The organism is Sphingomonas rosea, assembly GCF_039538065.1.
Lineage (GTDB): Bacteria > Pseudomonadota > Alphaproteobacteria > Sphingomonadales > Sphingomonadaceae > Sphingomicrobium > Sphingomicrobium rosea.
The window spans coordinates 2,432,272-2,457,854 of the sequence record NZ_BAABBR010000001.1; the positions used below are offsets into that span (position 1 = coordinate 2,432,272).

Annotated in this window: 33 protein-coding genes and 2 other RNA genes; 18 read left to right on the forward strand and 17 right to left on the reverse strand. The window is 68.5% G+C overall.

Features of this window, described 5'->3' with window-relative positions:
* Positions 1-3 precede the first annotated feature (3 nt).
* Positions 4-447 carry a hypothetical protein gene (locus ABD693_RS12040; protein WP_344697311.1) on the reverse strand — a complete coding sequence of 148 codons (444 nt, stop codon included), beginning with the start codon at positions 445-447 and terminating at the stop codon, positions 4-6.
* Between the two features lie 58 nt (positions 448-505).
* On the opposite strand from ABD693_RS12040, the gene dapF reads away from it, so the two are divergent.
* The 5 genes from dapF to ABD693_RS12065 are packed head-to-tail and all read left to right on the forward strand — an operon-like array spanning position 506 to position 4,532.
* Positions 506-1,294 carry a diaminopimelate epimerase gene (gene dapF / locus ABD693_RS12045; protein WP_344697312.1) on the forward strand — a complete coding sequence of 263 codons (789 nt, stop codon included), beginning with the start codon at positions 506-508 and terminating at the stop codon, positions 1,292-1,294.
* A 1-nt stretch (position 1,295) separates the two neighbouring features.
* Complete coding sequence (gene ftsY, locus ABD693_RS12050; RefSeq protein ID WP_344697313.1) at positions 1,296-2,216, forward strand: signal recognition particle-docking protein FtsY; 921 nt, start codon at positions 1,296-1,298, stop codon at positions 2,214-2,216.
* Positions 2,213-2,833, forward strand: coding sequence for a septation protein A (locus ABD693_RS12055; RefSeq protein ID WP_344697314.1), 621 nt, complete (start codon positions 2,213-2,215; stop codon positions 2,831-2,833). The genes ftsY and ABD693_RS12055 overlap by 4 nt, the downstream gene beginning before the upstream one ends.
* Entirely contained in the window at positions 2,830-3,774 is a 945-nt protein-coding gene (locus ABD693_RS12060; protein WP_344697315.1) for an ABC transporter ATP-binding protein, read from the forward strand. Before ABD693_RS12055 ends, ABD693_RS12060 begins: the two co-directional genes overlap by 4 nt.
* Complete coding sequence (locus ABD693_RS12065) at positions 3,771-4,532, forward strand: ABC transporter permease (protein WP_344697316.1); 762 nt, start codon at positions 3,771-3,773, stop codon at positions 4,530-4,532. The genes ABD693_RS12060 and ABD693_RS12065 overlap by 4 nt, the downstream gene beginning before the upstream one ends.
* Positions 4,533-4,624: 92 nt before the next feature.
* Here ABD693_RS12065 and ABD693_RS12070 read toward each other — a convergent pair whose 3' ends face one another.
* Both ABD693_RS12070 and pspF read right to left on the reverse strand, forming a co-directional pair.
* On the reverse strand, positions 4,625-5,233 hold the full coding sequence (locus ABD693_RS12070) for a superoxide dismutase (RefSeq protein WP_344697317.1): 609 nt from the start codon (positions 5,231-5,233) through the stop codon (positions 4,625-4,627).
* An 81-nt stretch (positions 5,234-5,314) separates the two neighbouring features.
* On the reverse strand, positions 5,315-6,364 hold the full coding sequence (gene pspF, locus ABD693_RS12075; protein ID WP_344697318.1) for a phage shock protein operon transcriptional activator: 1,050 nt from the start codon (positions 6,362-6,364) through the stop codon (positions 5,315-5,317).
* A gap of 155 nt (positions 6,365-6,519) precedes the next feature.
* Here pspF and pspA point away from each other — a divergent pair, with 155 nt between their 5' ends.
* Genes pspA through ABD693_RS12110 form a run of 7 tightly spaced genes read left to right on the forward strand, consistent with a single transcriptional unit; the run spans position 6,520 to position 9,396 of the window.
* Entirely contained in the window at positions 6,520-7,188 is a 669-nt protein-coding gene (gene pspA, locus ABD693_RS12080; RefSeq protein ID WP_344697319.1) for a phage shock protein PspA, read from the forward strand.
* Positions 7,189-7,191: 3 nt separating this feature from the next.
* Positions 7,192-7,521 carry an envelope stress response membrane protein PspB gene (pspB, locus tag ABD693_RS12085; protein WP_344697320.1) on the forward strand — a complete coding sequence of 110 codons (330 nt, stop codon included), beginning with the start codon at positions 7,192-7,194 and terminating at the stop codon, positions 7,519-7,521.
* Positions 7,521-7,910, forward strand: a complete 390-nt coding sequence (gene pspC / locus ABD693_RS12090) for an envelope stress response membrane protein PspC (RefSeq protein WP_344697322.1) — start codon at positions 7,521-7,523, stop codon at positions 7,908-7,910. The genes pspB and pspC overlap by 1 nt, the downstream gene beginning before the upstream one ends.
* Positions 7,911-7,937: 27 nt before the next feature.
* The gene (locus ABD693_RS12095; protein ID WP_344697323.1) at positions 7,938-8,225 is read left to right on the forward strand and encodes a hypothetical protein; all 288 of its coding nucleotides are present in this window, start codon (positions 7,938-7,940) and stop codon (positions 8,223-8,225) included.
* A 36-nt stretch (positions 8,226-8,261) separates the two neighbouring features.
* Positions 8,262-8,501 carry a hypothetical protein gene (locus ABD693_RS12100; protein ID WP_344697324.1) on the forward strand — a complete coding sequence of 80 codons (240 nt, stop codon included), beginning with the start codon at positions 8,262-8,264 and terminating at the stop codon, positions 8,499-8,501.
* 50 nt (positions 8,502-8,551) lie between these two features.
* A complete protein-coding gene (locus ABD693_RS12105; protein WP_344697325.1) occupies positions 8,552-8,956 on the forward strand; it encodes a SufE family protein in 405 nt (134 codons plus the stop codon).
* Positions 8,953-9,396 carry a PaaI family thioesterase gene (locus ABD693_RS12110; RefSeq protein ID WP_344697326.1) on the forward strand — a complete coding sequence of 148 codons (444 nt, stop codon included), beginning with the start codon at positions 8,953-8,955 and terminating at the stop codon, positions 9,394-9,396. Before ABD693_RS12105 ends, ABD693_RS12110 begins: the two co-directional genes overlap by 4 nt.
* A gap of 6 nt (positions 9,397-9,402) precedes the next feature.
* Here the strand turns inward: ABD693_RS12110 and ABD693_RS12115 are convergent, their stop codons facing one another.
* The 5 genes from ABD693_RS12115 to ABD693_RS12135 form a co-directional block, all read right to left on the reverse strand.
* Positions 9,403-9,939 (reverse strand): J domain-containing protein, encoded by a 537-nt coding sequence (locus ABD693_RS12115; protein ID WP_344697327.1) that lies wholly within the window; start codon positions 9,937-9,939, stop codon positions 9,403-9,405.
* A gap of 29 nt (positions 9,940-9,968) precedes the next feature.
* Positions 9,969-10,342: RNase P RNA component class A (gene rnpB / locus ABD693_RS12120), an RNA gene on the reverse strand.
* 89 nt (positions 10,343-10,431) lie between these two features.
* The gene (locus ABD693_RS12125; RefSeq protein ID WP_344697328.1) at positions 10,432-12,039 is read right to left on the reverse strand and encodes a long-chain fatty acid--CoA ligase; all 1,608 of its coding nucleotides are present in this window, start codon (positions 12,037-12,039) and stop codon (positions 10,432-10,434) included.
* Positions 12,040-12,095: 56 nt separating this feature from the next.
* A complete protein-coding gene (locus ABD693_RS12130) occupies positions 12,096-12,419 on the reverse strand; it encodes a YbaB/EbfC family nucleoid-associated protein (protein WP_344697329.1) in 324 nt (107 codons plus the stop codon).
* Positions 12,412-14,112 carry a DNA polymerase III subunit gamma/tau gene (locus ABD693_RS12135; RefSeq protein WP_344697330.1) on the reverse strand — a complete coding sequence of 567 codons (1,701 nt, stop codon included), beginning with the start codon at positions 14,110-14,112 and terminating at the stop codon, positions 12,412-12,414. The genes ABD693_RS12130 and ABD693_RS12135 overlap by 8 nt, the downstream gene beginning before the upstream one ends.
* A 74-nt stretch (positions 14,113-14,186) precedes the next feature.
* Here ABD693_RS12135 and ffs point away from each other — a divergent pair.
* Positions 14,187-14,284: signal recognition particle sRNA small type (ffs, locus tag ABD693_RS12140), an RNA gene on the forward strand.
* Positions 14,285-14,291: 7 nt separating this feature from the next.
* Here ffs and ABD693_RS12145 read toward each other — a convergent pair.
* From ABD693_RS12145 to ABD693_RS12155, 3 genes are read right to left on the reverse strand one after another with little or no spacing between them, the layout of a single operon-like run.
* Positions 14,292-14,597 carry a 2Fe-2S iron-sulfur cluster-binding protein gene (locus tag ABD693_RS12145; RefSeq protein WP_344697331.1) on the reverse strand — a complete coding sequence of 102 codons (306 nt, stop codon included), beginning with the start codon at positions 14,595-14,597 and terminating at the stop codon, positions 14,292-14,294.
* Complete coding sequence (locus ABD693_RS12150) at positions 14,594-15,685, reverse strand: cysteine desulfurase family protein (RefSeq protein WP_344697333.1); 1,092 nt, start codon at positions 15,683-15,685, stop codon at positions 14,594-14,596. The genes ABD693_RS12145 and ABD693_RS12150 overlap by 4 nt, the downstream gene beginning before the upstream one ends.
* Complete coding sequence (locus ABD693_RS12155; RefSeq protein WP_344697334.1) at positions 15,682-16,755, reverse strand: cysteine desulfurase family protein; 1,074 nt, start codon at positions 16,753-16,755, stop codon at positions 15,682-15,684. The genes ABD693_RS12150 and ABD693_RS12155 overlap by 4 nt, the downstream gene beginning before the upstream one ends.
* Before the next feature lie 79 nt (positions 16,756-16,834).
* Here ABD693_RS12155 and ABD693_RS12160 point away from each other — a divergent pair, with 79 nt between their 5' ends.
* Entirely contained in the window at positions 16,835-17,476 is a 642-nt protein-coding gene (locus ABD693_RS12160; RefSeq protein WP_344697335.1) for an alpha/beta hydrolase, read from the forward strand.
* A 7-nt stretch (positions 17,477-17,483) separates the two neighbouring features.
* On the opposite strand, the gene ABD693_RS12165 is transcribed toward ABD693_RS12160, so the two are convergent.
* Positions 17,484-17,651 carry a hypothetical protein gene (locus ABD693_RS12165; RefSeq protein ID WP_344697336.1) on the reverse strand — a complete coding sequence of 56 codons (168 nt, stop codon included), beginning with the start codon at positions 17,649-17,651 and terminating at the stop codon, positions 17,484-17,486.
* 55 nt (positions 17,652-17,706) lie between these two features.
* Here ABD693_RS12165 and ABD693_RS12170 point away from each other — a divergent pair, with 55 nt between their 5' ends.
* Entirely contained in the window at positions 17,707-17,961 is a 255-nt protein-coding gene (locus tag ABD693_RS12170) for a hypothetical protein (protein WP_344697337.1), read from the forward strand.
* Positions 17,962-18,013: 52 nt separating this feature from the next.
* The gene (locus tag ABD693_RS12175) at positions 18,014-18,928 is read left to right on the forward strand and encodes a LysR family transcriptional regulator (protein WP_344697338.1); all 915 of its coding nucleotides are present in this window, start codon (positions 18,014-18,016) and stop codon (positions 18,926-18,928) included.
* Positions 18,929-18,934: 6 nt separating this feature from the next.
* Here the strand turns inward: ABD693_RS12175 and glmS are convergent, their stop codons facing one another.
* On the reverse strand, positions 18,935-20,758 hold the full coding sequence (gene glmS, locus ABD693_RS12180) for a glutamine--fructose-6-phosphate transaminase (isomerizing) (protein WP_344697340.1): 1,824 nt from the start codon (positions 20,756-20,758) through the stop codon (positions 18,935-18,937).
* Positions 20,759-20,931: 173 nt separating this feature from the next.
* Between glmS and ABD693_RS12185 the strand changes: the two genes are divergently transcribed.
* Both ABD693_RS12185 and ABD693_RS12190 read left to right on the forward strand, forming a co-directional pair.
* Entirely contained in the window at positions 20,932-21,501 is a 570-nt protein-coding gene (locus tag ABD693_RS12185; protein ID WP_344697341.1) for a hypothetical protein, read from the forward strand.
* On the forward strand, positions 21,502-21,981 hold the full coding sequence (locus tag ABD693_RS12190) for a DUF2846 domain-containing protein (protein WP_344697342.1): 480 nt from the start codon (positions 21,502-21,504) through the stop codon (positions 21,979-21,981).
* Positions 21,982-21,990: 9 nt separating this feature from the next.
* Here ABD693_RS12190 and glmU read toward each other — a convergent pair whose 3' ends face one another.
* From glmU to phaR, 4 genes are all read right to left on the reverse strand, one after another.
* Complete coding sequence (gene glmU, locus ABD693_RS12195) at positions 21,991-23,349, reverse strand: bifunctional UDP-N-acetylglucosamine diphosphorylase/glucosamine-1-phosphate N-acetyltransferase GlmU (protein ID WP_344697343.1); 1,359 nt, start codon at positions 23,347-23,349, stop codon at positions 21,991-21,993.
* A gap of 91 nt (positions 23,350-23,440) precedes the next feature.
* On the reverse strand, positions 23,441-24,172 hold the full coding sequence (locus tag ABD693_RS12200) for a hypothetical protein (RefSeq protein WP_344697344.1): 732 nt from the start codon (positions 24,170-24,172) through the stop codon (positions 23,441-23,443).
* 318 nt (positions 24,173-24,490) lie between these two features.
* Positions 24,491-24,907 carry a hypothetical protein gene (locus tag ABD693_RS12205; RefSeq protein WP_344697345.1) on the reverse strand — a complete coding sequence of 139 codons (417 nt, stop codon included), beginning with the start codon at positions 24,905-24,907 and terminating at the stop codon, positions 24,491-24,493.
* Positions 24,908-24,913: 6 nt separating this feature from the next.
* Positions 24,914-25,453, reverse strand: coding sequence for a polyhydroxyalkanoate synthesis repressor PhaR (gene phaR / locus ABD693_RS12210; protein WP_344697346.1), 540 nt, complete (start codon positions 25,451-25,453; stop codon positions 24,914-24,916).
* Between the last annotated feature and the right edge of the window lie 130 nt (positions 25,454-25,583).

Below are 25,583 nucleotides of genomic sequence, written 5' to 3' on the forward strand. Positions count from 1 at the left end.
GGCCTAGCGGGTCGGCTTGGGGCCACGCGGACCGCGCCCCGCCCCGCCCGGTCGATCGCCGCGGGGGCCGCGCGACGGACCGTCACCACGGGGACCACGCGACGGACCGTCGCCGCGCGGACCGCGGGGCGCCGGGCGCGGCGCGCGATCGACCCCGCGCGGCACGACCTGGCCCTGGCGCGGGGCGCTGCGAACCGGCGCGGCATCGCGCGGCGCGACCGAATAGCCTTCCTTGAGGAGGCCGGCGAAGGCGGCGCGGGTCGAGGCGGCGATCGCGTCCTGCAATTCCTTGGGCAGGTCGGCCATGGTCACGTTGCCGTGGATCGCCTGGACCTGGCGCAGGAGATTGTTCGGCAGGTTGCCGCTCGCCGCCTTCAGCGCCGCGATCGCATCGAGCACGGCGGAGAAAATGAGGCTCTGCATGACGTCCTGGGCAGCGCGGGGCATGGGAACGGGAACTCCTGGGCGGTAGACGAAGGTGGAGAGGCCCCCTAAGTCCGCGGCGATGCTTCGGCAATTCCACAAGATGCATGGGCTCGGCAACGACTTCGTGATCCTCGACGCGCGCGACGCGCCGCTGGCGATGGACGCGGGCCTCGCCGCGCGCCTCGCCGACCGCAAGCGCGGGATCGGCTGCGACCAGTTGATCCTCCTCGAGCCGAGCGACAGCGCCGACCTCAGGATGCGGATCTTCAACGCCGACGGGAGCGAGGTCGAAAGCTGCGGCAACGCCACGCGCTGCGTCGTCAAGCTCACGGGCGCGCGGGACATCGAGACCGCGGGCGGCACCATCCACGGCGACGTCACGGGTGCCGAGGTCGAGGTCAGCCTCGTCGAACCGCGCTTCGACTGGGACCAGATCCCCCTCGCCTATCCGATGGCGACCGATCCGGTGCCGATGGGGTGGGAAAATCTCGAGCGGCCCCATGCCGTCAACGTCGGCAATCCGCATCTCGTCTTCTTCGTGGACGATCTCGACGACATCGACATCGAGGGTCTCGGACCCGGAATCGAGACCGACCCGACCTTTCCCGAGCGGATCAACGTCAATGTCGCGCAAGTGACCGGCGAGGCCATCCGCTTGAAGACGTTCGAGCGCGGCGCGGGCCTGACCCTCGCCTGTGGCACCGGCGCCTGCGCGACCGCGGTCGCCGCGATCCGCGCGAAGCTCGTCTCCTCCCCCGTCACGGTGACCATGCCGGGCGGATCCCTTGTCATCGCGTGGGCGCCGGGCGAAGCCGTCACCATGCGCGGCGACGCGACCCATGTCTTCGAAGGCACGATCGAACTCTGATATGAGCTGGCTCGACAAACTCACCGGCGGCTTCCGCAAGACCGCCGACCGCCTCGGCGACAATATCGGCGGACTCGGCACCGGCCCCAAGGCGGCGCTCGACACCGCGACCCTCGACGACATCGAGGAAGCGCTGATCGCGTCCGACATCGGGCCCGAGGCGAGCAAGCGGATCCGAAATGCCATCGCCGCGAGGCGGTTCGAGCAACTTGACGAGCGCGGGCTGCGTACGATCCTGGCCGAGGAGATGGAGGCCATCCTCGCCCCTGTCGCCAAGCCGCTCGACATCTGGGGCTTCCCCCGCCCGCACGTCATCCTCGTCATCGGGGTCAACGGCTCGGGCAAGACCACGACCATCGGCAAATTGGGCGCCTGGCTCAAGGAGCAGGATTATGGCGTGATGCTGGCCGCCGGCGACACCTTCCGCGCCGCGGCGATCGAGCAGCTCCGCATCTGGGGCGAACGCATCGACGCGCCCGTGATCAGCGGCAAGGAAGGCGGCGACGCGGCGGGGATCGTTTACGACGGGGTCAAGCAGGCGACCGCGACCGGCATCGACTGCCTGATCGTCGACACCGCGGGGCGGCTCCAGAATAAGACCCACCTGATGGAAGAGCTGGCCAAGGTCCGCCGCGTCCTCGGCCGCCTCAACACCGAGGCGCCGCACGACGTCATCCTCGTCCTCGATGCGACCACCGGGCAGAATGCGCTGAGCCAGATCGAGGTGTTCCGCGACCTCGCGGGCGTCACCGGCCTCGTCATGACCAAGTTGGACGGCACCGCTCGCGGCGGCGTGCTGGTCGCGGCCGCCGAGAAGTTCAAGCTGCCGATCCACGCGATCGGCGTCGGCGAAGGCGTGAACGACCTGCGCCCCTTCGACCCGCGCGCGGTTGCCCGCGCCATCGCGGGGCTGCCGGCATGAGCGCCGCCTCGAAAGAACCTGCCGGCGGCGCCAAGCTGCTGATCGACCTCGGGCCGCTGATCGTCTTCTTCGCGGTCAATTTCCTCGCGCCGGTGCCGGGAATCGCCAAGATCTTCATCGCCACCGGCGCCTTCATGGTCGCGATGGTCGCGGCGATGATCTATTCGGCGGTCCGCTTCCGGAGCGTCTCGCCGCTGCTGTGGTTCAGCGGGATCATGGTGGTGGTGCTCGGCGGGCTGACGCTGTGGCTGCACGACGAGACTTTCATCAAATTGAAGCCCACCATCTATTACTGGTTCGTCGCGGCGCTGCTCGGCTTCGGGCTGTGGAAGGACAAGCCGCTGCTCAAAAGCGTGCTCGGCTCGGCCTATCCGGGCCTCAGCGAGGAAGGGTGGCGCAAGCTTACGCGCAACTGGGCCTTGTTCTTCCTCTTCATGGGCGTCCTGAACGAGCTCGTCTGGCGCAACAGCAGCACCGACTTCTGGGTCGGCTTCAAGCTGTGGGGCGCGATCCCCCTCACCTTCCTGTTCGCCGCCGCCAACCTGCCGATGCTGCTGAAACACGGCCTCAACGCCGAGGACAAGGCGCAGCCGGCCGAACCGGGACCGATCGAATGAGCGATGTTGCCCTCTCCATCCGGGGCCTGCGCAAGGCCTATGCCAGCGGCACCGAGGCGCTGAAGGCGGTCGACCTCGACATCGCCCACGGCGAGATCTTCGCGCTGCTGGGTCCCAATGGCGCGGGCAAGACGACGCTCATCTCGATCGTCTGCGGCCTGGTGACGGCGACGGGCGGCGAGGTGCTGGTCAACGGCTGCCACTGGCGCGACCAGTTCAAGGCGGCGCGGCGGCAGATCGGGCTGGTCCCGCAGGAAATGAACATCGACGTGTTCGAGCCCGTCTGGAACACGGTCGCTTTCAGCCGCGAACTGTTCGGGCTGAAGCGCGACGACGCCTATCTCGAGGGCGTGCTCAAGGACCTCACCTTGTGGGACAAACGCAAGGCGATCCTCAAGGAATTGTCGGGGGGCATGAAGCGCCGCGTGATGATCGCCAAGGCGCTCGCGCACGAGCCGAAGATCCTGTTCCTCGACGAGCCCACCGCCGGCGTCGACGTCGAGCTGCGCAAGGAAATGTGGGCGATGGTCCGCAAGCTCAAGGAGCGCGGCACGACCATCATCCTGACGACGCACTACATCGAGGAGGCCGAGGAGATGGCCGACCGCGTGGGCGTCATCAACAAGGGCGAGCTGATCCTCGTCGAGGAAAAGGCCGAGCTGATGAAGAAGCTCGGCCGCAAGACGCTCCACCTCCAGCTGGCCGAGCCGCTCGGCGGGGTGCCGGCGGCGCTTGGCGCCTGGGCGCCGAAGCTGTCGGACGACGGGCTCACCCTGACCTACGATTTCGACCGCCATGCCGATAAGACCGGCATCCCCTCGCTGCTCGCGGCGATGCGGGACGCCGGCATCGGGTTCAAGGACCTCGATACCAAGCAGTCGAGCCTCGAGGACATCTTCGTCGGCCTCATCCGGAACGGGAACGCAGGAGCGCAGGCATGAACATCCGCGGCATCCTCGCCATCTACAAGTTCGAGATGCACCGCTTCCGGCGGACGCTCTGGACCGGTCTTGCCGTGCCGGTGATCACCACCAGCCTCTACTTCGTTGTCTTCGGCTCGGCGATCGGAAGCCGGATGAGCGAGGTCGGGGGCGTCCCCTATGGCGCGTTCATCGTCCCTGGGCTGATGATGCTGTCGCTGTTCACCGAGAGCATCTTCAACGCCAGCTTCGGAATTCACATGCCGCGCTTCACCGGCACCATCTACGAGATTCTCTCGGCGCCGCTATCGGCGGTGGAGACGGTGATCGGCTATGTCGGCGCGGCCGCGAGCAAGGCGACGATCGTCAGCCTCGTCATCTTCGCCACCGCGCACCTGTTCGTGCCGCTGAAGGTGATGCACCCGTTCCTGGCGCTCGCCTTCCTGCTGCTGGTGGCGGTGACCTTCTGCCTGTTCGGCTTCATCATCGGGGTCTGGGCCAAGGGCTTCGAGCAATTGCAGGTGATCCCGCTGCTCGTCGTCACGCCGCTGACCTTCCTCGGCGGGAGCTTCTACTCGATCACCATGCTGCCCGAGCCGTGGCGGACGATCACCCTGTTCAATCCGGTGGTCTATCTGATCAACGGCTTCCGCTGGACCTTCTTCGGCACTGCCGACGTCAGCTTCGGGGTGGCGCTGGCGGCGACGCTGGCGTTCGCGGCGGCGTGCCTCGCGGGCATCTGGTGGATCTTCCGGACGGGTTATCGCCTGAAGGCCTAGCGCCAGCGCCCTTCGACTGCGCGCTTCGCGCTCCGCTCAGGACGAACGATAGCAGGTCGTTCGTGCTGAGCGAAGTCGAAGCACCCTGAGACTTACTTGGCGGCTGCCATCCGCTCGGCGGCCTTGTCCCAGTTCACCACGTCCCACCAGGCCTTGAGGTAATCGGCGCGGCGGTTGTTGTAGGTGAGGTAGTAGGCGTGCTCCCACACGTCGTTGCCGATGATCGGCGTGCCCTTGACCTCGGCGACGTCCATCAGCGGATTGTCCTGGTTGGGAGTCGAGGAGACGACGAGGCCCTGCCCCGGCACCGCGACCAGCCACACCCAGCCCGAACCGAACTGGCCCGCTCCCGCGGCGTTGAACTTCTCCTTGAGGCCGTCGAGGCCGCCGAAGGCGCTGTCGATGGCGCTGGCGAGCTCGCCCGACGGGCTGCCGCCGCCCGGCGTCATCGCTTCCCAGAAGAAGCTGTGGTTCCAGTGACCGCCGCCATTGTTGCGCACGACCTTGGAGCCGGCACCGGCGTTGGCGACCAGTTCCTCGAGGCTCTTGCCCTGCAGGGCCGAGTCGCCCTCGACCGCCTTGTTGAGGTTGTCGACATAGGTCTGGTGATGCTTGTCGTGGTGGAGCTTCATGGTCGTCGCGTCGATCGTCGGCTCGAGCGCGGCATAATCGTACGGCAGGGGGGCGACTTCGAAGGCCATGGGTATTGCTCCTGATGGTATGGACGTACCGGCCATGTGGTTGGCGGCGATGCCATAGTCAACGCGGTCGCGCCGTGAAGGTTACGCGGGCTCGCTGTCCATCAGCTTGTGGCGCTTCAGCGCGTGGCGGAGCTGGTCGTAGGAGAGCGACAGGGCCGCCGCGGTGGCGCGCTGGTTGAAGCGATTGGCCTTGAGCGCTTCCTCGAGGATGGCGCGCTCGAAGCTGGTCACGGCGGCCCGGAAGTCGCTGGTGACATGGCTTGGCAGGCGCTGCTCGGAAGCGACTGGCGCGGCGACATTTTCCTCGGCGCCTTCGGATGCGATCTGGGGCGTCTGCGAAGCCGCCTGCCCGAGCGCCCAGGGCGAGGAGAAGGGGTCGAACTGGATCGCCGCGATCGGCTTTTCGGGTTCGTCCCAGCGATAGACCGCGCGCTCGACCACGTTCCGCAGTTCGCGCACGTTCCCGGGCCAGGGATGGCGCTCGAGCGCGAGCTTCGCCTCGGCCGAGAAACCGGGCCACCCGCCCCATTCGAGCTCGGACGCCATGCGCCGCCCGAAATGCTCGGCGAGGAGCGGCACGTCGCCCGCGCGCAGCCGGAGCGGCGGCAGTGTCACGACCTCGAAGCTCAGCCGGTCGAGGAGATCGGCGCGGAAGCGGCCCTCGTCGACGAGCTTGGGCAAATGCTCGTTGGTGGCGGCGACGATGCGGACGTCGACCTTGACCGGCTTCGACGCCCCGATCCGCGTGATCTCGCCATATTCGACCGCGCGCAGCAGCCGGTCCTGCGCCGGGCTCGACAGCGTCGCCAGTTCGTCGAGGAACAACGTGCCGCCATCGGCTTCCTCGAAGCGGCCCTTGCGGGTCTTGGCGGCGCCGGTGAAGGCGCCCGCCTCGTGCCCGAACAATTCGGCCTCGATCAGGTTTTCCGGGAGGGCGGCGCAGTTCATCGTCACCAGCGGCCCCGCCCAGCGCGACGACAGGTGGTGCAGGCGCTCGGCGATCAGCTCCTTGCCGGTCCCGCGCTCCCCGATCACAAGGACCGGGCGGTTGAGCGGCGCGGCGCGGCTGGCGCGCTCGACCGCGTCCATGAAGGCAAGGCTCGAGCCGATGAAATTCTGCACCCGCGGCATGGGAAGGAGTTGGTGCAATTTTCCAAGTCTTGGCAAGCGCTTTCAGGCAGACCGACGAACGGCGGTGGCCGAAATAGCGGAAAACCGGCAATGGCACGTCCCCTGCATATCCCAATTCAGGCAGGGACCCCACGCCAAGTGAGGTAGGATTACTAATGAGCATCTTTTCCCGCACCCGGGACATCATGGCCGCCAATCTGACCGAGCTCCTCGACCGGGCCGAAGACCCGTCGCGGATGATCCGAATGGTCATCCTCGAGATGGAGGAGACGCTGGTCGAAGTCCGCGCGTCCGCGGCCCGCAGCATTGCCGACGCCAAGGAAATGCGCCGCGCGATGGTTCGCCTCGAAGGGCTGATGGACAGCTGGACCGAGAAGGCCGAGCTCGCGCTCTCCAAGGGCCGCGAGGATCTCGCCAAGGCGGCGCTGATCGAGCGGCAGAAGGCGGCCGACATGGCCAAGGGCCTCGAGGACGAGGTCGCGGTCATCGACAACACGCTCAAGGCCTATGAGGGCGACATCGCCAAGATCCAGGGCAAGCTGCGCGAGGCCCGCGCCCGGCAGAACGCCATCTCGACCCGGATCGAGAGCGCGGTCACCCGCGCCAAGGCCCGCGAGCTGTTGAACGGCAGCCGCACCGAGGAAGCGTTCAGCCGGTTCGAGCTGCTCGAGCGCCGCGCCGACTTCGCCGAGGGCCGCGCCGAGGCGCTGGGCATGACCGGCCCCAAGAGCCTCGAGGAAGAAATCGCCGACCTGCGCGCCGAAGAGCAGGTCGACAAGGAACTGGAAGCGCTGAAAGCGCGCCTTGCGAACAAGGGGAATTAAGTCGTGGACTCATTTGCGGCAGTCTTGGTGGTTGCCACCCTCTTCATCGGCCTGCCCTGGCTGATCATGCACTATGTGACCCGCTGGAAGACCGCGGCGACGCTGACCGGTGGCGACGAGCGGCTGCTCGAAGAGCTGCACGACCTCGCCCGCCGGCTCGACGACCGGATGTGCTCGATCGAGCGCATCATGACCGCCGAGAACCCCAACTGGCGCCAGCAATGCGCGCCCGACCAGAGCAACGTTTTGCCCAGCCATGACAGCCTCGACATGGACCTCGACGCCGAGCTCGCCCGCCTCGCCGAGCGCAGCCGGGTTCGGGAGGCCCGCTGATGAGCGTCCAGCCCGCAACCCGCACGCGCTTCTACAAGGACAAGCGCAACGGCAAGGTGATGGGCGTCTGCGCCGGGATCGCCGACTACACCGGCGTCGACGTCGCGGTGGTCCGGATCCTGATGTTCCTCGCCCTGTGGCTGAGCGGCTTCTCGATCCTCCCGGTCTATTTCATCGCCGGCTGGATCGCCGAGGACCGCCCGCGCGAGCTGATGAACGACAGCCCCGAGGACCAGCGCTTCTGGCAGCAGGTTCGTGCTTCCCCGACCCGGACCGCCCGCGAGATCCGCGCCAGCATGAAGGCGATTGATCGCCGCCTGGCCGACGTCGAAAGCTATGTGCTGACCAGCAACCGCAGCCTCGCTCGCGAGATCGACGAGCTGCGCTGATTCCCCTTTCCATCAAGGACCTGTCGCATGAGCCCGCTTCTGATCCCCATCATGGGAATGATGATCCCGATCGTCGCCATCCTCGCCCGCGTCTTCACCAAGGCGATGGAGATGAAGGAGCGGCAGATCAGTGCCATGGGTGAGAATACCGCCGAGAAGGCTGCGCAATATGCCAGCCGCGTCGCCGAGCTCGAGCAGCGCGTCCGCGTCCTCGAGCGGATCGCGACCGACGGCGGCATTCATACGGCTGCCCAGATCGAGGCGCTACGCGATGCGCCCCCCACTTCCGATTTCGTGCGTGAGAAAGTGCTCTAAATGAACCCGTTTGAATTTCTGCTTCTTCTGATCGGCATGGTTTTCATCTTCCAGATGATCAAGAACAAGGGCGGCCTTCGCGGTAACCGGCTGGGGCAGCGAAGCGAGCGGCACGGCATCATCCACGAGCCCTCGGACGAAATCAGCAGCGGCGAAACCCGCATGCTGCGCGACGAGGTCCGCGCGCTTAAGGAGCGGATCCACGTGCTCGAGCGGATCACGGTCGAGAAGGAAAACAGCCTGGCGCGCGAGATCGAGGACTTGCGCAACAAGTAGCCCGTCGGCCGAGCTTTCAACCGCCGACCGCTTTGCCTAAGGCGTCGGCGATGCACAGCCTTCCGGAAATCCTCGACGACTATGAGCTCCTCGACGCCGAGGAGCGCTACCGGCTGCTGATCGACCTCGGCCGCGACCTCGAGCCGATGCCCGAGCCCTTGAAGACCGACGCCACCAAGGTGCGCGGCTGCTCGGCGAGCGTCTGGGTCTATCCGACGCGACTGGACGACGGGCGGCTGCATTTCCTCGCCGACAGCAATGCCGCGATCACCAAGGGGATCGTGGCACTGGTGCTGAGCGCGGTGCAGGACCGCTCGCCGGCCGAAATTGCCGCCACCGACATCACCGCCGCGCTCGAGCCGTTCGAGCTCGGGCGGCAGCTGTCGAGCAACCGGACGCAGGGCATTCCCAACATGATCGCGCTGATCCAGGACACGGCCCAGCGGCTCGCATGAGCAACTTCCACGACAACGTCAGCGGCCCCTTCGACCCCGCCACCTTCTTCGCCATGGCGCGGCGGGTCGGGCACGGCCGCGCGCTCGGCCTCGAATATCGCGCGCATGGCGACAATTGGGTCGAGCTGGCGCTGCCGTGGCGACCCGAGCTCGTCAGCATGCCCGACAGCGGGATCATGGCGACGGGCGCGATCGTCAGTCTCGTCGACACCTGCTCGGGCACGTCGATCTGGCAGGCGCTTGGCGGCTTTCGGCCGGCGGTGACGCTCGACCTCAGGCTCGACTATCTCCGGCCCGCGGCCAAGGGCGAGACGGTGATCGCGCGCTGCGAATGCTACAAGGTGACGCGGCAGGTGGCGTTCGTGCGCGGGGTCGCGCACGGCGGCGACGAGAGCCGCCCGATCGCGCACAGCGCGGCGACCTTCGTGGCGGTGGACTGACCCTCGTTACTTGGCGGCTTCGCGCCGCTCCTCGGCCTTGCGCAGCACATCATAGGCGGCCTGGACCGCCTGGAACCGCTTGGCGGCCTCCTCGTCGCCGGGCCTGAGGTCCGGGTGAAATTCCTTGGCGAGGCGACGGTGGGCGGCCTTGATGTCGGCGAAGCTGGCGTCGCTTTCGACGTCTAGGACGGACAGCGCGCGCATTTCCTCGCGGGTCCGCGTGCCGTCGCCGGGTCCGCCCCAGGCGTAATGCGAGGACTGGCGGAAGGCGCCGGCGTCGCGCTGCTCGGCCTCCTCGCGCGCGGCGGCCTCGGCGGCCGACAGATTGGCGAAATAGTCCCAGTTCTTGTTGTATTCGGCGGCGTGGGCTTCGCAGAACATCCACCGCTCGGGACTGTTCGGCGCCTTGGGCGCGGGTCGGTCACCGGCTTCGGTGCAGCCCTCGCGGTCGCACAGGCGGATGCGCGCGGCGTCCCGCCCCTTGTCGGCATAGGAACGCCAGCGGGGGAAGCCCCAGTCGTTGTTTCGGGTCGAACGCGCCATTTCGTGTCTAACTAGTCTCGCGGGGTGAAAGTGCCAGAGGGCCTGTAAGCCGGGTTCTGTCCACCGCTTGCGCGGCTGTGCGGCCATTCCTCTCGGCCGGCGCTTGCGCGACGGCTCCAGCAACCAACCCGGGCGACGAGCCGGAACAGGCCCATGTGTCGCCCCTATTCGGTCTTGCACCCGGTGGGGTTTACCGTGCCGGCTGCCGTTGCCGGAGCCGCGGTGCGCTCTTGCCGCACCCTTTCGCCCTTACCGCCCCGAAGAGCGGCGGTCTGCTTTCTGTGGCACTGTCCCTGAGCCGCCCGAGGGCGACCCGCCGGGCGTTACCCGGCACCGTTATTCCGTGGTGCCCGGACTTTCCTCGGCGAGAACATGTTCTCGACGCGGCCGCCCGGCCCTCTGGCGAAGGGGCTACTAGCAGATCGATCAGCGCCCGACCACCTTTGTGGGCCGGGCCGACTAGCGCCCGACCACCTTTGTGGGCCGGGCCGACTAGCGCCCGACCATCGCCGCCGCCGTCGGGAGGACATAATCCTTCCATTGCTCGCGCAGGGTCTTCTTGCTGAGCTTGCCCGTCGCGGTGTGCGGGAGCGCGTCGACGAACTCGATCGCGTCGGGCATCCACCAGCGGGCGATATGCTTCGCCAGATGCTCGCGGATCGTCTCGGCGTGGACATCGCTGCCCGGACGGCGGACGATCAGGAGCAGCGGCCGTTCGTCCCACTTGGGATGGGCGATACCGATGGCGGCGGCCTCGGCGACGCCGGGCACGCCGACCGCGGCATTCTCGAGTTCGATCGAACTGATCCACTCGCCGCCCGACTTGATCACGTCCTTGGCGCGGTCGGTGATCTGCATGGTGCCGTCGGGATGGAGCGCGGCGACGTCGCCGGTGTCGAACCAGCCGTCGGCGTCGGTCGAATCCTGCTCTTCCTTGAAGTAGCGCTGGACCACCCAGTGGCCGCGGGTCTGGAGGCGTCCGGTCGCGATCCCGTCGCGGGGGAGAACGTTGCCTTCGTCGTCGACGATCCGAAGCTCGATCCCGAACGGGATCCGGCCCTGGCGGCAGACGAAATCGACCTGCTCATCGTCGGTCATGTCGTCCCAGTTGGGCGGCGGCGTGCCGCAGGTCCCGATCGGGCTGGTCTCGGTCATCCCCCAGGCATGGCCGACGTTGATGCCTCGCCCGCGGAACCACTCGACCATCGCGCGCGGCGCGGCCGAGCCGCCGATCGACACGCTTTTCAGCGAGCCCAGGTCCGCGCCGGTGCGCTCGATATGGTCGATCATGCCGAGCCAGACGGTCGGCACGCCGGCCGAATGGGTGACGCCTTCCTCGCGGAACAGCTCGCACATCTGGGCGGGGCGATAGTCGGCCGAGAGGACCAGCTTCGCCCCCACCATCGGCGCCGCCCACGGCACGCCCCAGGCATTGGCGTGGAACATGGGCACGATCGGGAGGACGGTGGTGCGGCCGGACAGCTCGAACACGTCGGGGCTCACCTCGACCAAAGTGTGGAGCATGGTCGAGCGATGCTCGTAGAGGACGCCCTTGGGATTGCCGGTGGTGCCGCTGGTGTAGCACAGGCCGCAGGGATCGCGCTCGTCGCCCTCGACCCAGGCGAAGTCGTCGTCGGCGCCTTCGATCCAGGCGCGGAATTCGCCGTCGTCCATGCAGATATAATGCTCGATGGTCGGCCACTGGCCTTTCATCTTCTCGACCAGCGGTGCGAACGCCTTGTCGTAGAGGAGGACGCGGTCCTCGGCATGATTGGCGATATAGGCGAGCTGGTCGGGGAACAGCCGCGGGTTGATGGTGTGGAGGATGCCGCCCATCCCGATCGCGCCATACCAGCTGGTCAGGTGGTGCGCGTGGTTCATCGCCAGCGTGGCGACGCGGTCGCCCTTGTTGATGCCGAGGCCGGCGAGGCGCTTGGCCATCCGCCGCGCGTCGCTCGCCACCCCGTGCCAGTTGGTGCGGGTGATCGTCTCGTCCGCCCAGGCGCTGACGATCTCGCGGCCGCCATGCTCGCGCGCGGCATGGTCGACGAGGCGCATGACGCGCAGGGGCCAGTGCTGCATGGCGCCGAGTGGATGCATGTGTGTCTCCTCCAGGTGAGGAGAGTGGCGTCATCCCGGCAGCGAGGCAAGCGCCCTTAGAAGGGCATCTGGAAGCCCGGCGGCAAGGGCAGGCTCGAGCTCATCTTCTGCATCTCGGCGGCAGCGGCCTGGTCGGCCTTTGCGCGCGCATCGTTGAAGGCGGCGGCGACGAGGTCCTCGAGCATGGTCTTCTCGGACGGGACCATCAGGCTTTCGTCGATCGAGATGGCGATGATCCGGCCCTTGGCCGAGCAGCGCACCTTGACCAGCCCGCCGCCCGACTGGCCCTCGACCTCGATGCTGTCGAGATTGTCCTGCGCCTTCTGGAGTTCGGCCTGCGCGTTCTGCGCCATCTGCATGATTTCTTCGAGACTAGGCATGGTTGGCGTCCTTGGCTGATACGGATTCGAGGGTTGCGCCCGGATAGGCGGCGAAAACGGCGGCGACCGCGGGCTCGGCGAGGATCGCGTCGCGGGCGCGCTCCTCGGCCATCTTTTCCTGCGCATGGAGCGAGGGCTCGGCCTCGCCGTCGCCGAGCGTCACGGTCCAGCGTGCATCGAGCGCCGCGCGAATGTCGTCGGCAAGCTCGCGGGTGAAGTTGGGGCCCAGCGGCTGGAGTGGTTTGAGGACCAGCTCGGGCGGCGCGTAGCGGATGAGGCCGACCTGGTCGCGAAGCTGGACCGCGCGCAGGGCCTTGCCCCTGGCCTCGATCGCATCGACCAGCACAGCGAAGCTGGCCGGCGCCTCGGGCTCGGCCGGGGCGGCGGGCGCAGGAGCTGGCGTGGGCGCGGGCGCAGCGGTCATTGCCGGGGCGGCAGGCGCCGGTGCGCGCGGCCGCGCGGGAGCGGTGGCTGTCTCTCCCCCACCCTGCAGCCGGGCGATCAGCGCCGCGGGGTCGGGCAGCTCGGCGGCGTGGATGATGCGCAGGAGCACCATGGCCGCGGCCTCGTTGGGATCGGGCGCGGCGGTGACGTCGGACAGGCCCTTGAGCAAAAGCTGCCACAGGCGGTGAAGCTGCGACCAGCCGAGCGTGCCGGCGAGCTCGGCATTGCCCTCGCGCTCCTCGGCGCTGGCGAGCGCGTCGGCGCCGCCGCCCGCCTTGGCGCGTGAGGCGGCGTGGACCTGCTCCATCAGCCCGCGCAAGAGCGCCGTCGGCTCGATTCCCAGCGCCTGCGCTTCGTCGAGTTCGGCGAGCGAGGCCGCGGCATCGCCCGACAGCAGCACGGTTAGCAGCCGGCGGATCCTTCCGCGGTCGGCGAGGCCGAGCATGTCGCGGACCGCATCAGCGGTGACGGTCCCTGCCCCGTGTGCGATCGCCTGATCGAGGAGCGACAGGCCGTCGCGGGCCGAGCCTTCGGCCGCACGGGCGACGAGGGTCAGCGCGTCGGGCTCGATCTCGACCTGCTCAATCTCGGCGATGCGATGGAAGTGCGCGACCAGCGCTTCGGCGGGAATCCGGCGCAGGTCGAAGCGCTGGCAGCGCGACAGCACCGTCACCGGCACCTTGTTGACCTCGGTCGTCGCGAACAGGAATTTGACGTGCGCCGGCGGCTCCTCGAGCGTCTTCAACAGCGCGTTGAAGGCGTTCTTCGAGAGCATGTGGACTTCGTCGATGATGTAGATCTTGAAGCGCGCGCTGACCGCCGAATAGCGCACCGCCTCGATAATCTCGCGGACGTCGTCGACGCCGGTGTGGCTGGCGGCGTCCATCTCGGTGACGTCGATGTGGCGGCCCTCGGCGATGGCGCGGCAGGGCTCGCACACGCCGCAGGGATCGATGGTCGGGCCGCCGTTCCCGTCAGGACCGATGCAGTTCAAGGCCTTGGCGACGAGGCGGGCAGTCGAGGTCTTGCCGACCCCGCGCACCCCGGTCAGCAGGAAGGCGTGGGCGATGCGGCCCGACGCGATGGCATTGCCGAGCGTGCGAACCATCGCTTCCTGACCGATCAGCTCGGCGAAGCTCTGCGGGCGATATTTGCGCGCAAGCACGCGGTAGGGCGAGGCCGAAGCGCTCTTCTCCAGCGGCTGGGCAGGGAGGTCGAGGCCGAGGCCGGGCGATTCGTCGTCGGTCATCGTCGGCCAATGTAGGCGGCGCTTCGCCCCCGCGCCACTTCTTGCGCTCGCGCCCGCATGTCGCCATATGCGCCACCGGGAGTCGGGCGGACGGGATTGTCGCCAACCTGGTCAGGTCCGGAAGGAAGCAGCCACAACGATTTCGTCCCGGGTCGTTCCGGCTCCCACCCTCCGGCAGTTCAGCCGGGCATCCTCACCGACATCGTCGTTCCCTTGACCGTCAGCTGACAGGCGAGCCGGCTCGTGCGCCTGACATCGTAGGCAAGGTCGAGGAGGTCCTCCTCCTCCTCGCTGGCGGGCGGCTGCGCGGCGAAATCCTCGGGCGAGAGGATGACGTGGCAGGTCGAGCAGCTGATCGACTTGTCGCAGGTGCCCTCGAGCGGCTGCCCGGCGGCCTGCGCGACGTCGAGGAGATTGGCGCCCTCGGGCGCGTCCACCTCGCAGTCGAGGCTGCCGTCGGGCTTGAGGAAGGCGATGCGGGTCATGCGGCGAATTTCCTCTGGGCGTCGGCAGCGCCGCGGATGAGCGTGCAGGCCGCCCTCAGCTCCGCCACGGTCGTGGTGCGGCCGAACCCGAGCCGGACGCTCTGCCGGGCTTCGGTGTCGGTGAGGCCGAGCGCGCGCAACACGTGGCTCGGCCGGCCCGACCCGCTGGCGCAGGCGGAGCCGAGCGAAAAGGCGACCTGCCGGCAATCGGCGAGCAGGCGGGCCGAATCGAGGCCCTCGCGACGGACGTTGAGATTGCCATGGTAACGATGGTCGCGGCTGCCGTTGACGATCCAGTCGGGGCCGAGCGCGTCGAGCGCGGCCTCCCACAGGTTCTCGACATGCGCCGCGTCGGCCGCGCGCCGCGCAACCGCCAGCGCCGCCGCCGCGCCGAACCCCGCGCACAGCATCGGCGAAAGGGTACCCGAGCGCAGGCCCCGCTCCTGTCCGCCGCCGTGAAGCAAAGGTTCGACCGCGATGCCGTCGCGGATCCACAGCGCGCCGACCCCCTTGGGACCGTGGATCTTGTGCGCGCTCACCGCGACGAGGTCGGGGCCGACGGGGATCGCCATCCGCCCGAAGCCCTGCACCGCGTCGCACAGCATGAGCGCGCCCGCCGCGTGCGCCAGGGCGGCGATTTCCGCGATCGGCTGGATCACGCCGATCTCGTTGTTGACGAGCATGGCAGCGACGAGGCCGGTCGGCTGGCGAAGCGCCTCGCGGAGTCGGTCGAGGTCGACGAGGCCGTCGCGGCCGACGCCGAGCACCTCGACCTCGTGCCCCTCTCCGCCCAGCCATTCGACCGTGTCGAGCACGGCGGCATGCTCGGTGGCGAGGGTGAGGATGCGGCCACCGGTGCCGCGTAGCGCCATGTTGAGCGCCTCGGTCGCGCCCGAGGTGAAGACGACCTGCCCGTCCGCCGGCAGGCCCGCGGCGACCTGCCCGCGCGCATGCTCGATCGCGGCGGCCGCCTCGCGTCCCCAGCGGCTCGGGGAATGGGGGTTCGCATAATGGTCGAGCCACGGCAGCATCGCCGCCTTGGCCTCGGGCGCGAGCGGGGTCGTCGCCTGATAGTCGAGGTAGATCATGCGGCGGCGGCGCGGGCGGCGATGCCAGTGAAGGCGGCGAGGAAGGCGTCGATGTGCGTATCGCTCGTTTGCGGCCCCATGCTGACGCGCAAGGTGCCGGCGGCGACGTCTTCGGGCACACCCATGGCGGCAAGGACCCGGCTGGCCTTCAATTTCCCGCTCGAGCAAGCCGATCCCGCGCTGACCGCGAAACCGGCAAGGTCGAGCTGGATCAGGAGGCCGTCCTTGGATGCGCCGGGAAGCGCGATGGCGCTGATCGCGGGCAGGCGCTCGGTGCCCTCGGCGATCACGGTGCCGCCTGCCGCTCTGACGCTCTGTTCGAGACGGTCGCGAAGCCCGGCGAGGCGCGGCATCGCGTCGCGGTGGGTGCGCGCGGCCAGCGCCGCCGCCATGCCCGCCACCGCCGGCAGATTCTGGGTGCCGCGACGATAGCCTTTCTCCTGCCCACCGCTTGGGCTGAGTGTCGCAAGGTCGCGGACGAGCAGGGCGCCGATCCCCGGCGGGCCGCCGAACTTGTGCGCGGAAATGGCGATGAAGTCGGCTTGCGGAAGGTCGATCTTCCCCGCGCTTTGGGCGCAGTCGGCGAGGAGCAGCGATCCGGCGGCGCGGATTTCACCGATGATGTCGCCCAAGGGCTGGATGACGCCGGTCTCGTTGTTGACCTGCTGCAGCGCGACGAGGGTCGGCCCTTCGGCCAGCGCCGCCGACAAAGCTTCGCGGTCGATCAGGCCGTCGGCGCCCACCGGCAAGGTCCGCGCTCCCTCGCCCATCGCATACGGAACGATGTCATGCTCGGTCGCGCCCACCGCCCGGCCCCGTACGGCGGCACGGGCAGCGACGATCGACACCGCCTCGCTCGCCCCGCTGGTGATGATGATCTCGTGCTGCCAGCCGAGCGCATCGGCGATGGTGGCGCGGGCGCGTTCGAGCGCGGCCTTGGCGGCGCGGCCCTCTGCGTGGGGGCTCGAGGGATTGGCCCAGCGCCCCAGCGCCTCCACCATCGCCGCCTGCGCCTCTGGCAGCACGGGCGTGGTGGCGGCATGATCGAGATAGATGCGGGGGCGGGCCAAACTTAACTCGTGATTGCTGTTTTGCGGTCCCCGCCTATATAGGCGCCCGCTCGAAGTCCCCATAGCCTTCAAGGAAACCATGCCCGAAGTCATCTTTCCGGGGCCGGAAGGCCGCCTCGAAGGCCGTTTCCACCCGGGCATCCGCCCGCGCGCGCCGGTCGCGCTGATACTGCACAGCCACCCCCAGGCGGGCGGCACGATGAACAACAAGATCGTGCAGCTGATGTACCAGACGTTCGTGAAGCGCGGCTTCGCGACGCTCCGGTTCAACTTCCGCGGAGTCGGCAAGAGCCAGGGCACGTTCGACAACGGCATCGGCGAACTTTCCGACGCGGCAAGCGCGCTCGACTGGGTCCAGCAGATCCACCCCGAGGCCGAGCAGACCTGGGTCGCCGGGGTGAGCTTTGGCGCCTGGATCGGCATGCAGCTCCTGATGCGCCGGCCCGAGATCAAGGGCTTCATCTCGATCGCCCCGCCGGCCAACATGTACGACTTCGGCTTCCTCGCCCCCTGCCCCTCCTCGGGCATCATCATCCAGGGCGAAGCCGACGAGGTGGTCAGCCCGGCGAGCGTCCAGAAGCTCGTCGACAAGCTGCGCACCCAGCGCCACATCACCATCCATCACGACACGATCCCGGGCGCGAATCACTTCTTCGCGAACGAGCTCGACCTGCTGATGAAGAGCGTCGACGGCTATCTCGACATGCGGCTGAACAAGTAGGTCGTTCTCAGACAACCAGGATCAGGACATTGGCGACGAGGATCAGGCCGGCAAGCACCATCAGCCGGCCCTGCTTCCGCGTGTCCGCCCGGAACGCGAGGCGAAGCCCGAAGCCGACCAGCAGGAAGGCGGCCAGCATGGCGATGCTCAGCAGGGTGGCGGCGGTCTTTTCCAAGCGAATCTCCAGCGGCGAAACGGCTTCTTAACCGCTGATCTCCTACAGGGCACGCATGGTGGGGCCCGAACAGACCCAGAAACTGGCCGATGCCTTCGAACGGATCGAGGGCACCATCCTGCCGTGCATCGCGATGATGCTGGAAACCCTCCTCGACGCCTCGCGCGGGATCGGCGCGACCGATCCCAAGGCGCTGGTCGCCGAACTGCAGACCCTCGCGGCCGAGCTCGAGGAGCTCACCCGAAGCGTCGAACTGGTCTCGCCCGTGCAGCTCGATCCCGGCTCCTACCGGACCGCCGTCGAAGGCTGAGCCTGCCCGGGTGGTGGCAAGCCGCCCTGCCCTTCCCTATACTCCGCCCACCATGCAACGCGACGCGGACTGGAACGACTGGCGCGCTTTCCTCGCCGTGGCGCGAAGCGGAAGCACGCTCGCCGCCGCGCGCACGATGCGGGTCAGCCAGACCACCGTCGCGCGCCGGATCGCCGCGCTCGAAGAAGCGCTCGGGCTGCCGTTGTTCGAGCGGCGACCCGCCGGCTATGCGCTGACCGAAGCGGGCGCGGCGCTGGTCGATCGCGCGCAGGCCATTGAACAGGCAGCACTCGCCGCTGAAGCGCACGGCCGGGCCGCTGGCCGCAATGTCCACGGCGTCGTCCGGATCACCTCGGAAGAGGTGTTCAGCGCAAGCCTTCTCGAGCCGCATCTCCTCGACCTGCGCGATCGCTACCCCGATATCCGGATCGACATCGACAATGGCTCGGCGGTGCGCGACCTCGGCGCCGGCGAAGCCGATATCGCGCTTCGCAGCACCAAGAGCGCGCATGGCGCGGGACTGGTCGGCCGGGTGATCGCGCGCGACGACTGGACCCTCTATTGCAGCCGCGACTATGCCGCGCGGCACGGCGTCCCGTCCTCGATCGACGCGCTCCGCGACCATGCGCTGATTGGCGGCGGCGGCGGCTCGCTCGCGCTTCAATATGGCCACTGGATCGAGCAGGCGGGGCTGGGCGACCGGGTGCTGATCGAGCAGGGTAGCGCCACCGGCCTGCTGAGCGCGATTCGGGCGGGACTGGGAATCGCGGTCCTCCCCTGCCTCGTCGCCGACGCCATGCCCGACCTCGTCCGCTGCGCCCCGCCGATGGTCGACGAGCGGCGGCTGCTATGGCTGCTGACGCACGAACGGGTCCGGCACCAGCCCGCCGTCCGCGCGGTGATCGACTTCCTCTACGAACGCCTGCTTGCCCACGCCCGGGGGCTGCAGGTCAGGGCCGCAGCCTGAGGCCCGTCACTCGACCGTGACGCTCTTGGCGAGGTTGCGGGGCTGGTCGACGTCGGTGCCCTTGAGCACCGCCACGTGATAAGCGAGCAATTGCACCGGCACCGCGTAGACGAGCGGGGCGATGAGCGGGTGGACGTGCGGCATCTCGATGGTCGCGATCGCGCCCTCGCCCGCTTCGGCAATCCCTGCCGCGTCGCTGATCAGCACGATCTGCCCGCCCCGCGCGCGGACCTCCTGCATGTTGCTGACGGTCTTCTCGAACAGCGGCCCCGACGGCGCGAGGACGATCACGGGGACCTGGTCGTCGATCAGCGCGATCGGCCCGTGCTTCATCTCGCCCGCGGCATAGCCCTCGGCGTGGATGTAGCTGATTTCCTTCAGTTTAAGCGCGCCCTCGAGCGCCATCGGATAATCGGGGCCGCGGCCGAGGTAGAGGACGTCGCGCGCGGGCACGATGAGGTGCGCCATCGCGGCGATGTCCTCGTCATGGTCGAGCGCGTGCGCCAGGGCTTCGGGCGCCTCGGCGAGGTGGGCGACGATCTCGCGCTCCTCCTCGGGCGTGATCCGGCCCTTGGCGCGGGCGAGGTTGACCGCAAGCGCGGCGAGCACCGCAAGCTGGCAGGTGAAGGCCTTGGTCGAGGCGACCCCGATCTCTGGCCCGGCGCGGGTGGGGAGCAGAAGGTCGGCCTCGCGCGCCATCGAACTGGTCGGCACGTTCACCACGACCGCGATCTTCTGCCCCTGCTCGCGGGCGTGGCGGAGCGCGGCAAGCGTGTCGGCGGTCTCGCCCGACTGGCTGATGAAGAGGGCGAGCCCGCCATCCTCGAGGATCGGGTCGCGGTAGCGGAACTCGCTCGCCACATCGATGTCGACCGGCACGCGGGCGAAGCGCTCGATCCAGTATTTGCCGACCATGCCAGCGTAATAGCTGGTGCCGCAGGCGACCATGGTGACGCGCTCGACCCCGGCCAAGTCGAAGTCGGCGGCGGGAATGGCGACCTCGCCCTCGAAGGCGCGGACGTAGCTCTGCAGGGTCTGGGCGACGACCAGCGGCTGCTCGAAGATCTCCTTGCGCATGAAGTGCGCGTGATTGCCCTTGGAGATGGTCTCGGCCGAGGCGTGGCTGTCGACGATCGGGCGATCGACGGGATGGTTGGCGCGGTCGAAGATCGACACGTCGTCGCGGCGGACGACGACCCAGTCGCCCTCCTCGAGATAGGCGATGCGCTTGGTCCAGGGGGCGAGCGCGATGGCGTCCGAACCCAGGTAACTCTCGCCCTCGCCATAGCCGACGGTGAGCGGCGCCCCCATGCGCGCGCCGATCACCAGGTCGGGCGCATCGCGGAACAGGAAGGCCATGGCGAAGGCGCCGTGGAGGCGCGGGAGGACCGCCGCGACCGCGGCTTGCGGCTCGGCCCCGCGCTCGATCTCGCGTGCGACGAGGTGGGCGACGACCTCGCTGTCGGTCTCGGAAAGCAGGGTGCGTCCCTCGGCGAGCAATTCCTCGCGGAGCGGCTTGAAGTTCTCGATGATGCCGTTGTGGACGAGCGCCACCGGCCCCGCGATGTGCGGGTGGGCGTTGCTCTCGGTCGGCGCGCCATGCGTCGCCCAGCGGGTGTGGGCGATCCCGACGTCGCCCCCCAACGGGCTTTCGGCAAGCTTGGCGGCGAGGTGGTCGAGCTTGCCCTCGGCCCGGCGGCGCTCGAAGTCGCCATCGACGACGGTACAGATTCCGGCGCTGTCATAGCCGCGATATTCGAGGCGCTTCAGGCCTTCGAACAGTCGCTGCGCGACCTCCTGCTTGCCGACGATGGCGACGATTCCGCACATGGGACGATCCTGTGAAAATGTTCGCCATGGCCGCTAGCGGGCTCCGTCCAAGACGCCAAGCAAATGTCTCTTTCCTCCGCTAAAAGTGGCGCTAGATTGCGCGTATAAAACCGGGGGGTTTTCCATTGATGTTTCTTGCGTTCGCGGCCGTCCAGGCCCTGGCTCCGCCTATCGTGGCGCGTGCCGCCGATCCGTCCGCTACCACCGCTGTCGCGCCGATGCCCGTTCCGGGCGTGCTTCGCGCCGGCACCACCATCGACGTCGAGTTCAGCCAGGCGGCCAGCAGCCGGACGAGCAAGTCGGGCGACCTGGTGGCGCTCAAGACCGTCGGCGACGTGCGCGGAGTCCAGAACGAGTTGCTGATCCCCGCCGGGAGCCCGGTCGTCGCCGAGGTCATCCAGGCCTCGCCCGCGCGGATGATGGGCAAGGCGGGCGAGCTGACGCTGGCCGCGCGCTATGTCGAGGTCGGCGGGACCCGGATCACGCTCAAGCGCTTCCGCTTCGGTACCGGCAACGGCAAGGACAACACCGGGACGACCATGGCCGCGACCGCGCTGATCGGCTTGCCGGGGATGCTGATTTCGGGCGGCAACGTCGACGTCGCGGTCGGCGCCAGGGCCAATGCGGTGGTGGTGAGTGACACGCCGCTCGGCGCCCCTGCCCCGGCGCTCGCTCCGGCGCCTGCTTCGGCCGCCACCGTTTCCACCACTACCGAGACCAACCAACCGACAGGGGGACTTTGAATGCGTAAGATGATGATGGCGGCGAGCCTTGCCGTGCTCGCCGGCGTGCCCGCGAGCGTGGCGATGGCCGAGGACAAGCCCGTCGCCGCCGCGCCGGTGATCGCGCCGCCGCCGCCGGGCATGGGCCAGGTGGTCTTCTATCGCCCGTCGAGCATGGGCGCGCTGGTGAGCTGCCGCGTCAGCGCCAACGGCGCGGTCGTCAACCGCCTGCCGCCGGGCAAGTATTTCGTCCAGCAGGTGAAGCCGGGCGTTTACGACTATTCGGTCAAGTCCGAGGCGACCGACACGCTCAAGGTGAATGTCGAGGAAGGCGAGACCAGCTACGTCCGCTGCGCGATCGCCATGGGCATCATGACCGGCCGCCCGAACCTCTCGACGCAGAACCGCGAGGACTTCGACAAGCGCGGCAAGAAGCTGAAGCTCCAGGAAGCTTGGGTGCCCAAGGACGACAAGGACGAGAAGAAGACCGCCGCCAACTGAGGCAAGCGGTCAGGCGCCTCCGGCTGAGGCCTTTTTCGCCCGCTGCCGTTCACGGAAGCGGGTGGCCCAGCCGGAGAGCTGCTTCTGGTCGGCCCGCGTCACGCCGAGCGATTCCGCCTCGACGTCGCGGGTCACGACCGAGCCCGCCCCGACGATCGCGCCCGCGCCGATGCTCACCGGGGCGACGAGCGCGCTGTTCGAGCCGATGAAGGCGCCCTCGCCGATCCGGGTGCGATACTTGAAGAAGCCGTCGTAATTGCAGGTGATGGTGCCCGCGCCGATGTTCGCCTTGGCCCCGACCTCGGCATCGCCGATGTAGCTGAGGTGATTGGCCTTGGCGCCGGCCCCGAGCGTCGCCTTCTTGATCTCGACGAAATTGCCGACCTTGCTGTCTTGCCCGAGCACCGCGCCGGGGCGAAGCCGCGCATAGGGGCCGATCGCCGCGCCCTCGCCGACGATGGCGCCCTCGAGGTGCGAGAAGGCGTGGATGGTGGCGCGATCGGCGATGGCGACGCCGGGGCCGAAGAAGACGCTCGGCTCGATCACGACGTCGCGGCCGAGCTTCGTGTCGAAACTGAACCAAACGGTGGCGGGGTCGAGCAGGGTTGCGCCCTCGGCCATGGCGCGGGCGCGGCGGCGCTGCTGCCAATCGCGCTCGACGACGCTGAGCTCGGCGCGGCTGTTGATGCCCGCCGTCTGCCAGGGCGCGCATTCGAGCGCGACCGCGTGACGGCCCTCGGCGCCCGCGACCATGACGATGTCGGGGAGATAATATTCGCCCGCCGCATTGTCGTTGCCGACTTGGGCCAGCCAGCCGAACAGATCGGCCGCGCCGGCGGCGAGCATGCCGCTGTTGCACAGCCGGACGGCGCGCTCGGCCTCGCTCGCATCCTTAAATTCGACCATCCGCGCGATCCGGTCGCCCTCGCCGAGGATGACGCGGCCATAGGCGGCGGGGTCGGCGGGAGAGGAAGCGAGCACGACCACGCCGGGCCGGTCGTCGGCCTCGAGCCGCTCAGCCATCGCGCGGAGCGTCGCGACCTCGACGCAGGGCGTGTCGCCGTAGAGGACGAGGACATTGCCCTCGAAGCCCGCAAGCGCCTCGGCGGCCTGCGCGACGGCGTGGCCGGTGCCCTTCTGCTCGGCCTGGACGGCGACCGCGAGATCGCGGCCCGCGACCGCCGCCTCGAGCTGTTCGCGTCCCTTGCCGACCACCAGCACGGTCCGCTCGGCGCCGAGCTGCGCGACCGTATCGAGGAGGTGCATCAGCATCGGCCGACCGGCGAGCGGGTGAAGGACCTTGTGGAGGTCGGAGGCCATGCGGGTGCCCTGACCGGCAGCGAGGATGACGACGGCGAGCTTCTTCATGGGGCGAGGCTCTGGCACGCGGGCCCGAAAAGCGAAAGGCCCCCGCTTCCGCTGGGGAAGCGAGGGCCGTTCAGGTCGTGGAGATCGGTGCTTAGCTGTTGCTGCTGTCGCCGCCGCCGGTCGGCTTGCGGGTCGACGGCCGGCGCGCCGTGCCGGTCTTGGCGCGCGTGGTGCTGCGCGGGCGCGAGGCGGTGCCGGTGCGCGCGGCGGCCGAACGCTTGGCAGTCGTGGCGGCGCCTTCGGCCGAAGCGGCGGCGGTTGAGGCTGCCGCTGGCTTGCGGGCGCGCGACTTGGTCGCCGACGAGGCCGAGCGGCCGGTGCCGGTCGCCTTTTCCTTGACGGCCGAGGCGCGCTGGCTGGCGCTGCGCTTGGCGGTGCTGGCGGCCGAGGAGGCCGAGCGCGATCCGCCGCCGCTGCTGCGGCTCGAGGACGAGGACGAGCTTCCACCGAGAACCTTTTGCGCGGCGTCGGCGACCGCCTCGGCGATCAGCGAGCCAAGGCGGCTGACACTGGCGGCCATCGAGCTCGCCGCGCTGCTGGCGGTGTCGGCGGCATTTTCACCCGCGTCGCGGATCTTGCGGCGGACCGACGGACTGGCGCTGATCGCGGCGGCGGCGGCGGCGAGACCGGCGGCGAGCATCTCCTTGCTCATCGCGGCCTTGGCGAGCTTGTCGAAGGTCTCGTTGAGCGAGCCCTCGCCGTCGTCGGCGTTGTCGGCCTTTTTCTGCTGCTGCGAGGCGCCATTCTGGGCGGCGCCATGCTGGTCGGTGAAGCTGCTGCTGCCACCACTATTGTTGGACTTGGAGGTCTTGGCTCTGGCCACGATAGTTTCTCCCCGTTGCAAGACGTTTGGCGACAAGACGATGCAGCAGCGCAACGGTTCCCGCGTCAAGGGCCGGCGGCCTGGCGCCAATGCGTAAAAGGGACCGCCGCTTGGCTGCGACGGTCCCTTCGACATGGTCAGCGGCCGGAGAGCTCCAGCCCGGGAGACCATTGGCGGGGTGTTTAGACCCGCGGCTCCCGAACGAACTTCACCGATCCTCTAGCTGAACCATGAGACATCGGATCACCTCCTTTCGCTGTGTTGTTGGCACCTGCAGAATGCGCGAACGGAGGGTTCGTTCAAGTCTTGTAATGATCCTTATTGTCGGCAATCTTCGATGCTTCGCGCCGGCTCCGGGCCCGAGCGCAGGACGAGTGGCAACGTCCCCTTCGCATCCACCCACAAACGCCCGCGGCTGAAGGCGATTGCGTCGAGCAGGGGATCACTGGCGAGCACCATGTTGCCGACCGGAAGCAGCCGGTCACTGCCGGTCGTGGCGATTCGAATCGGTTGCGCCGGGACCGCGCCGGTGCGTGAGAAACTCACCCGCCGCGTGGCGCGGATGCAGCGCACCGAAAATTGCGGTCCGCGCGAATCGGAAAAGATCGCTTCGCTTGCCTCGGGCGTTGCGCGCCACGACCAGACGCCGGCGGTGATCGGCCGCGTCCGCCAGTCGGCGGGAATGGCGGGATCGACGGCGGCGACCTGCACCGCCGCGAGCATCATCAGCAGCATAACCGGTCAGCGCGCCAGCTTGTCGACCTTGGCGCGCAGCGCGTCGAGCTCGGCCTTGAGGTTGGCGACGTCGTCGCCGCCACCGCCTTGCGGCGCCGCGGGCTTGTCGGCGGGCTTGGCGATGCCGCTCATCGCCTTGGCGCTCTGTTCGAACAACGCCATCTGCCGCTTGGCGAGATCGGTGAAGAGGTTGCTCCCGAACGCGTCCTTGAACGCGCCCTGGCTCTTGGAAAAGCTCTGCATCGCGGCATCGAGATAGGATGGGACCATGGTCTGCATCGAATTGCCGTAGAGCGCGATGAGCTGGCGAAGGAAGCTCGCGGGAAGCATGGTTGCGCCGCCCCGTGCCTCTTCCTCGACGATGATCTGGGTCAGCGCCTGGTGGGTGATGTCCTCGCCGGTCTTGGCGTCGACCACGACGAAATCGCGGCCCTCGCGGATCATCTGCGCCAGCCGGTCGAGCGTGACGTAGGTCGAGCTCTCGGTGTCGTAGAGACGCCGGTTCGCATATTTCTTGATCGTGATCTTGTGGGAAGCGGCGTTCATCGTCAGTCCTCGGCAGGGTGAGGAAGGACCTAGCACCGCCGTTTGCCGCACCGCAACAAAACCGCGGGCCAAGGCCGCTGCCCCTGTTCCTCGAACATCTGCGACAGGCGGCGTTGCGAAACCCTGAACT

Coding starts and splice junctions, on each gene's coding strand:
- ABD693_RS12190 (WP_344697342.1), top strand. CDS start 21,502: ATGCGTAAGATGATGATGGCGGCGAGCCTTGCCGTGCTCGCCGGCGTG.
- glmS (WP_344697340.1), bottom strand. CDS start 20,758: ATGTGCGGAATCGTCGCCATCGTCGGCAAGCAGGAGGTCGCGCAGCGA.
- ABD693_RS12150 (WP_344697333.1), bottom strand. CDS start 15,685: ATGATCTACCTCGACTATCAGGCGACGACCCCGCTCGCGCCCGAGGCC.
- pspC (WP_344697322.1), top strand. CDS start 7,521: ATGAGCGTCCAGCCCGCAACCCGCACGCGCTTCTACAAGGACAAGCGC.
- ABD693_RS12205 (WP_344697345.1), bottom strand. CDS start 24,907: ATGCTGCTGATGATGCTCGCGGCGGTGCAGGTCGCCGCCGTCGATCCC.
- ABD693_RS12060 (WP_344697315.1), top strand. CDS start 2,830: ATGAGCGATGTTGCCCTCTCCATCCGGGGCCTGCGCAAGGCCTATGCC.
- ABD693_RS12070 (WP_344697317.1), bottom strand. CDS start 5,233: ATGGCCTTCGAAGTCGCCCCCCTGCCGTACGATTATGCCGCGCTCGAG.
- ABD693_RS12055 (WP_344697314.1), top strand. CDS start 2,213: ATGAGCGCCGCCTCGAAAGAACCTGCCGGCGGCGCCAAGCTGCTGATC.
- ABD693_RS12160 (WP_344697335.1), top strand. CDS start 16,835: ATGCCCGAAGTCATCTTTCCGGGGCCGGAAGGCCGCCTCGAAGGCCGT.
- ABD693_RS12065 (WP_344697316.1), top strand. CDS start 3,771: ATGAACATCCGCGGCATCCTCGCCATCTACAAGTTCGAGATGCACCGC.
- ABD693_RS12100 (WP_344697324.1), top strand. CDS start 8,262: ATGGTTTTCATCTTCCAGATGATCAAGAACAAGGGCGGCCTTCGCGGT.
- pspF (WP_344697318.1), bottom strand. CDS start 6,364: ATGCCGCGGGTGCAGAATTTCATCGGCTCGAGCCTTGCCTTCATGGAC.
- ABD693_RS12095 (WP_344697323.1), top strand. CDS start 7,938: ATGAGCCCGCTTCTGATCCCCATCATGGGAATGATGATCCCGATCGTC.
- ftsY (WP_344697313.1), top strand. CDS start 1,296: ATGAGCTGGCTCGACAAACTCACCGGCGGCTTCCGCAAGACCGCCGAC.
- dapF (WP_344697312.1), top strand. CDS start 506: ATGCTTCGGCAATTCCACAAGATGCATGGGCTCGGCAACGACTTCGTG.
- ABD693_RS12110 (WP_344697326.1), top strand. CDS start 8,953: ATGAGCAACTTCCACGACAACGTCAGCGGCCCCTTCGACCCCGCCACC.
- ABD693_RS12125 (WP_344697328.1), bottom strand. CDS start 12,039: ATGCATCCACTCGGCGCCATGCAGCACTGGCCCCTGCGCGTCATGCGC.
- ABD693_RS12170 (WP_344697337.1), top strand. CDS start 17,707: ATGGTGGGGCCCGAACAGACCCAGAAACTGGCCGATGCCTTCGAACGG.
- ABD693_RS12115 (WP_344697327.1), bottom strand. CDS start 9,939: ATGGCGCGTTCGACCCGAAACAACGACTGGGGCTTCCCCCGCTGGCGT.
- pspA (WP_344697319.1), top strand. CDS start 6,520: ATGAGCATCTTTTCCCGCACCCGGGACATCATGGCCGCCAATCTGACC.
- ABD693_RS12175 (WP_344697338.1), top strand. CDS start 18,014: ATGCAACGCGACGCGGACTGGAACGACTGGCGCGCTTTCCTCGCCGTG.
- ABD693_RS12105 (WP_344697325.1), top strand. CDS start 8,552: ATGCACAGCCTTCCGGAAATCCTCGACGACTATGAGCTCCTCGACGCC.
- ABD693_RS12135 (WP_344697330.1), bottom strand. CDS start 14,112: ATGACCGACGACGAATCGCCCGGCCTCGGCCTCGACCTCCCTGCCCAG.
- ABD693_RS12130 (WP_344697329.1), bottom strand. CDS start 12,419: ATGCCTAGTCTCGAAGAAATCATGCAGATGGCGCAGAACGCGCAGGCC.
- ABD693_RS12040 (WP_344697311.1), bottom strand. CDS start 447: ATGCCCCGCGCTGCCCAGGACGTCATGCAGAGCCTCATTTTCTCCGCC.
- ABD693_RS12145 (WP_344697331.1), bottom strand. CDS start 14,597: ATGACCCGCATCGCCTTCCTCAAGCCCGACGGCAGCCTCGACTGCGAG.
- glmU (WP_344697343.1), bottom strand. CDS start 23,349: ATGAAGAAGCTCGCCGTCGTCATCCTCGCTGCCGGTCAGGGCACCCGC.
- phaR (WP_344697346.1), bottom strand. CDS start 25,453: ATGAACGCCGCTTCCCACAAGATCACGATCAAGAAATATGCGAACCGG.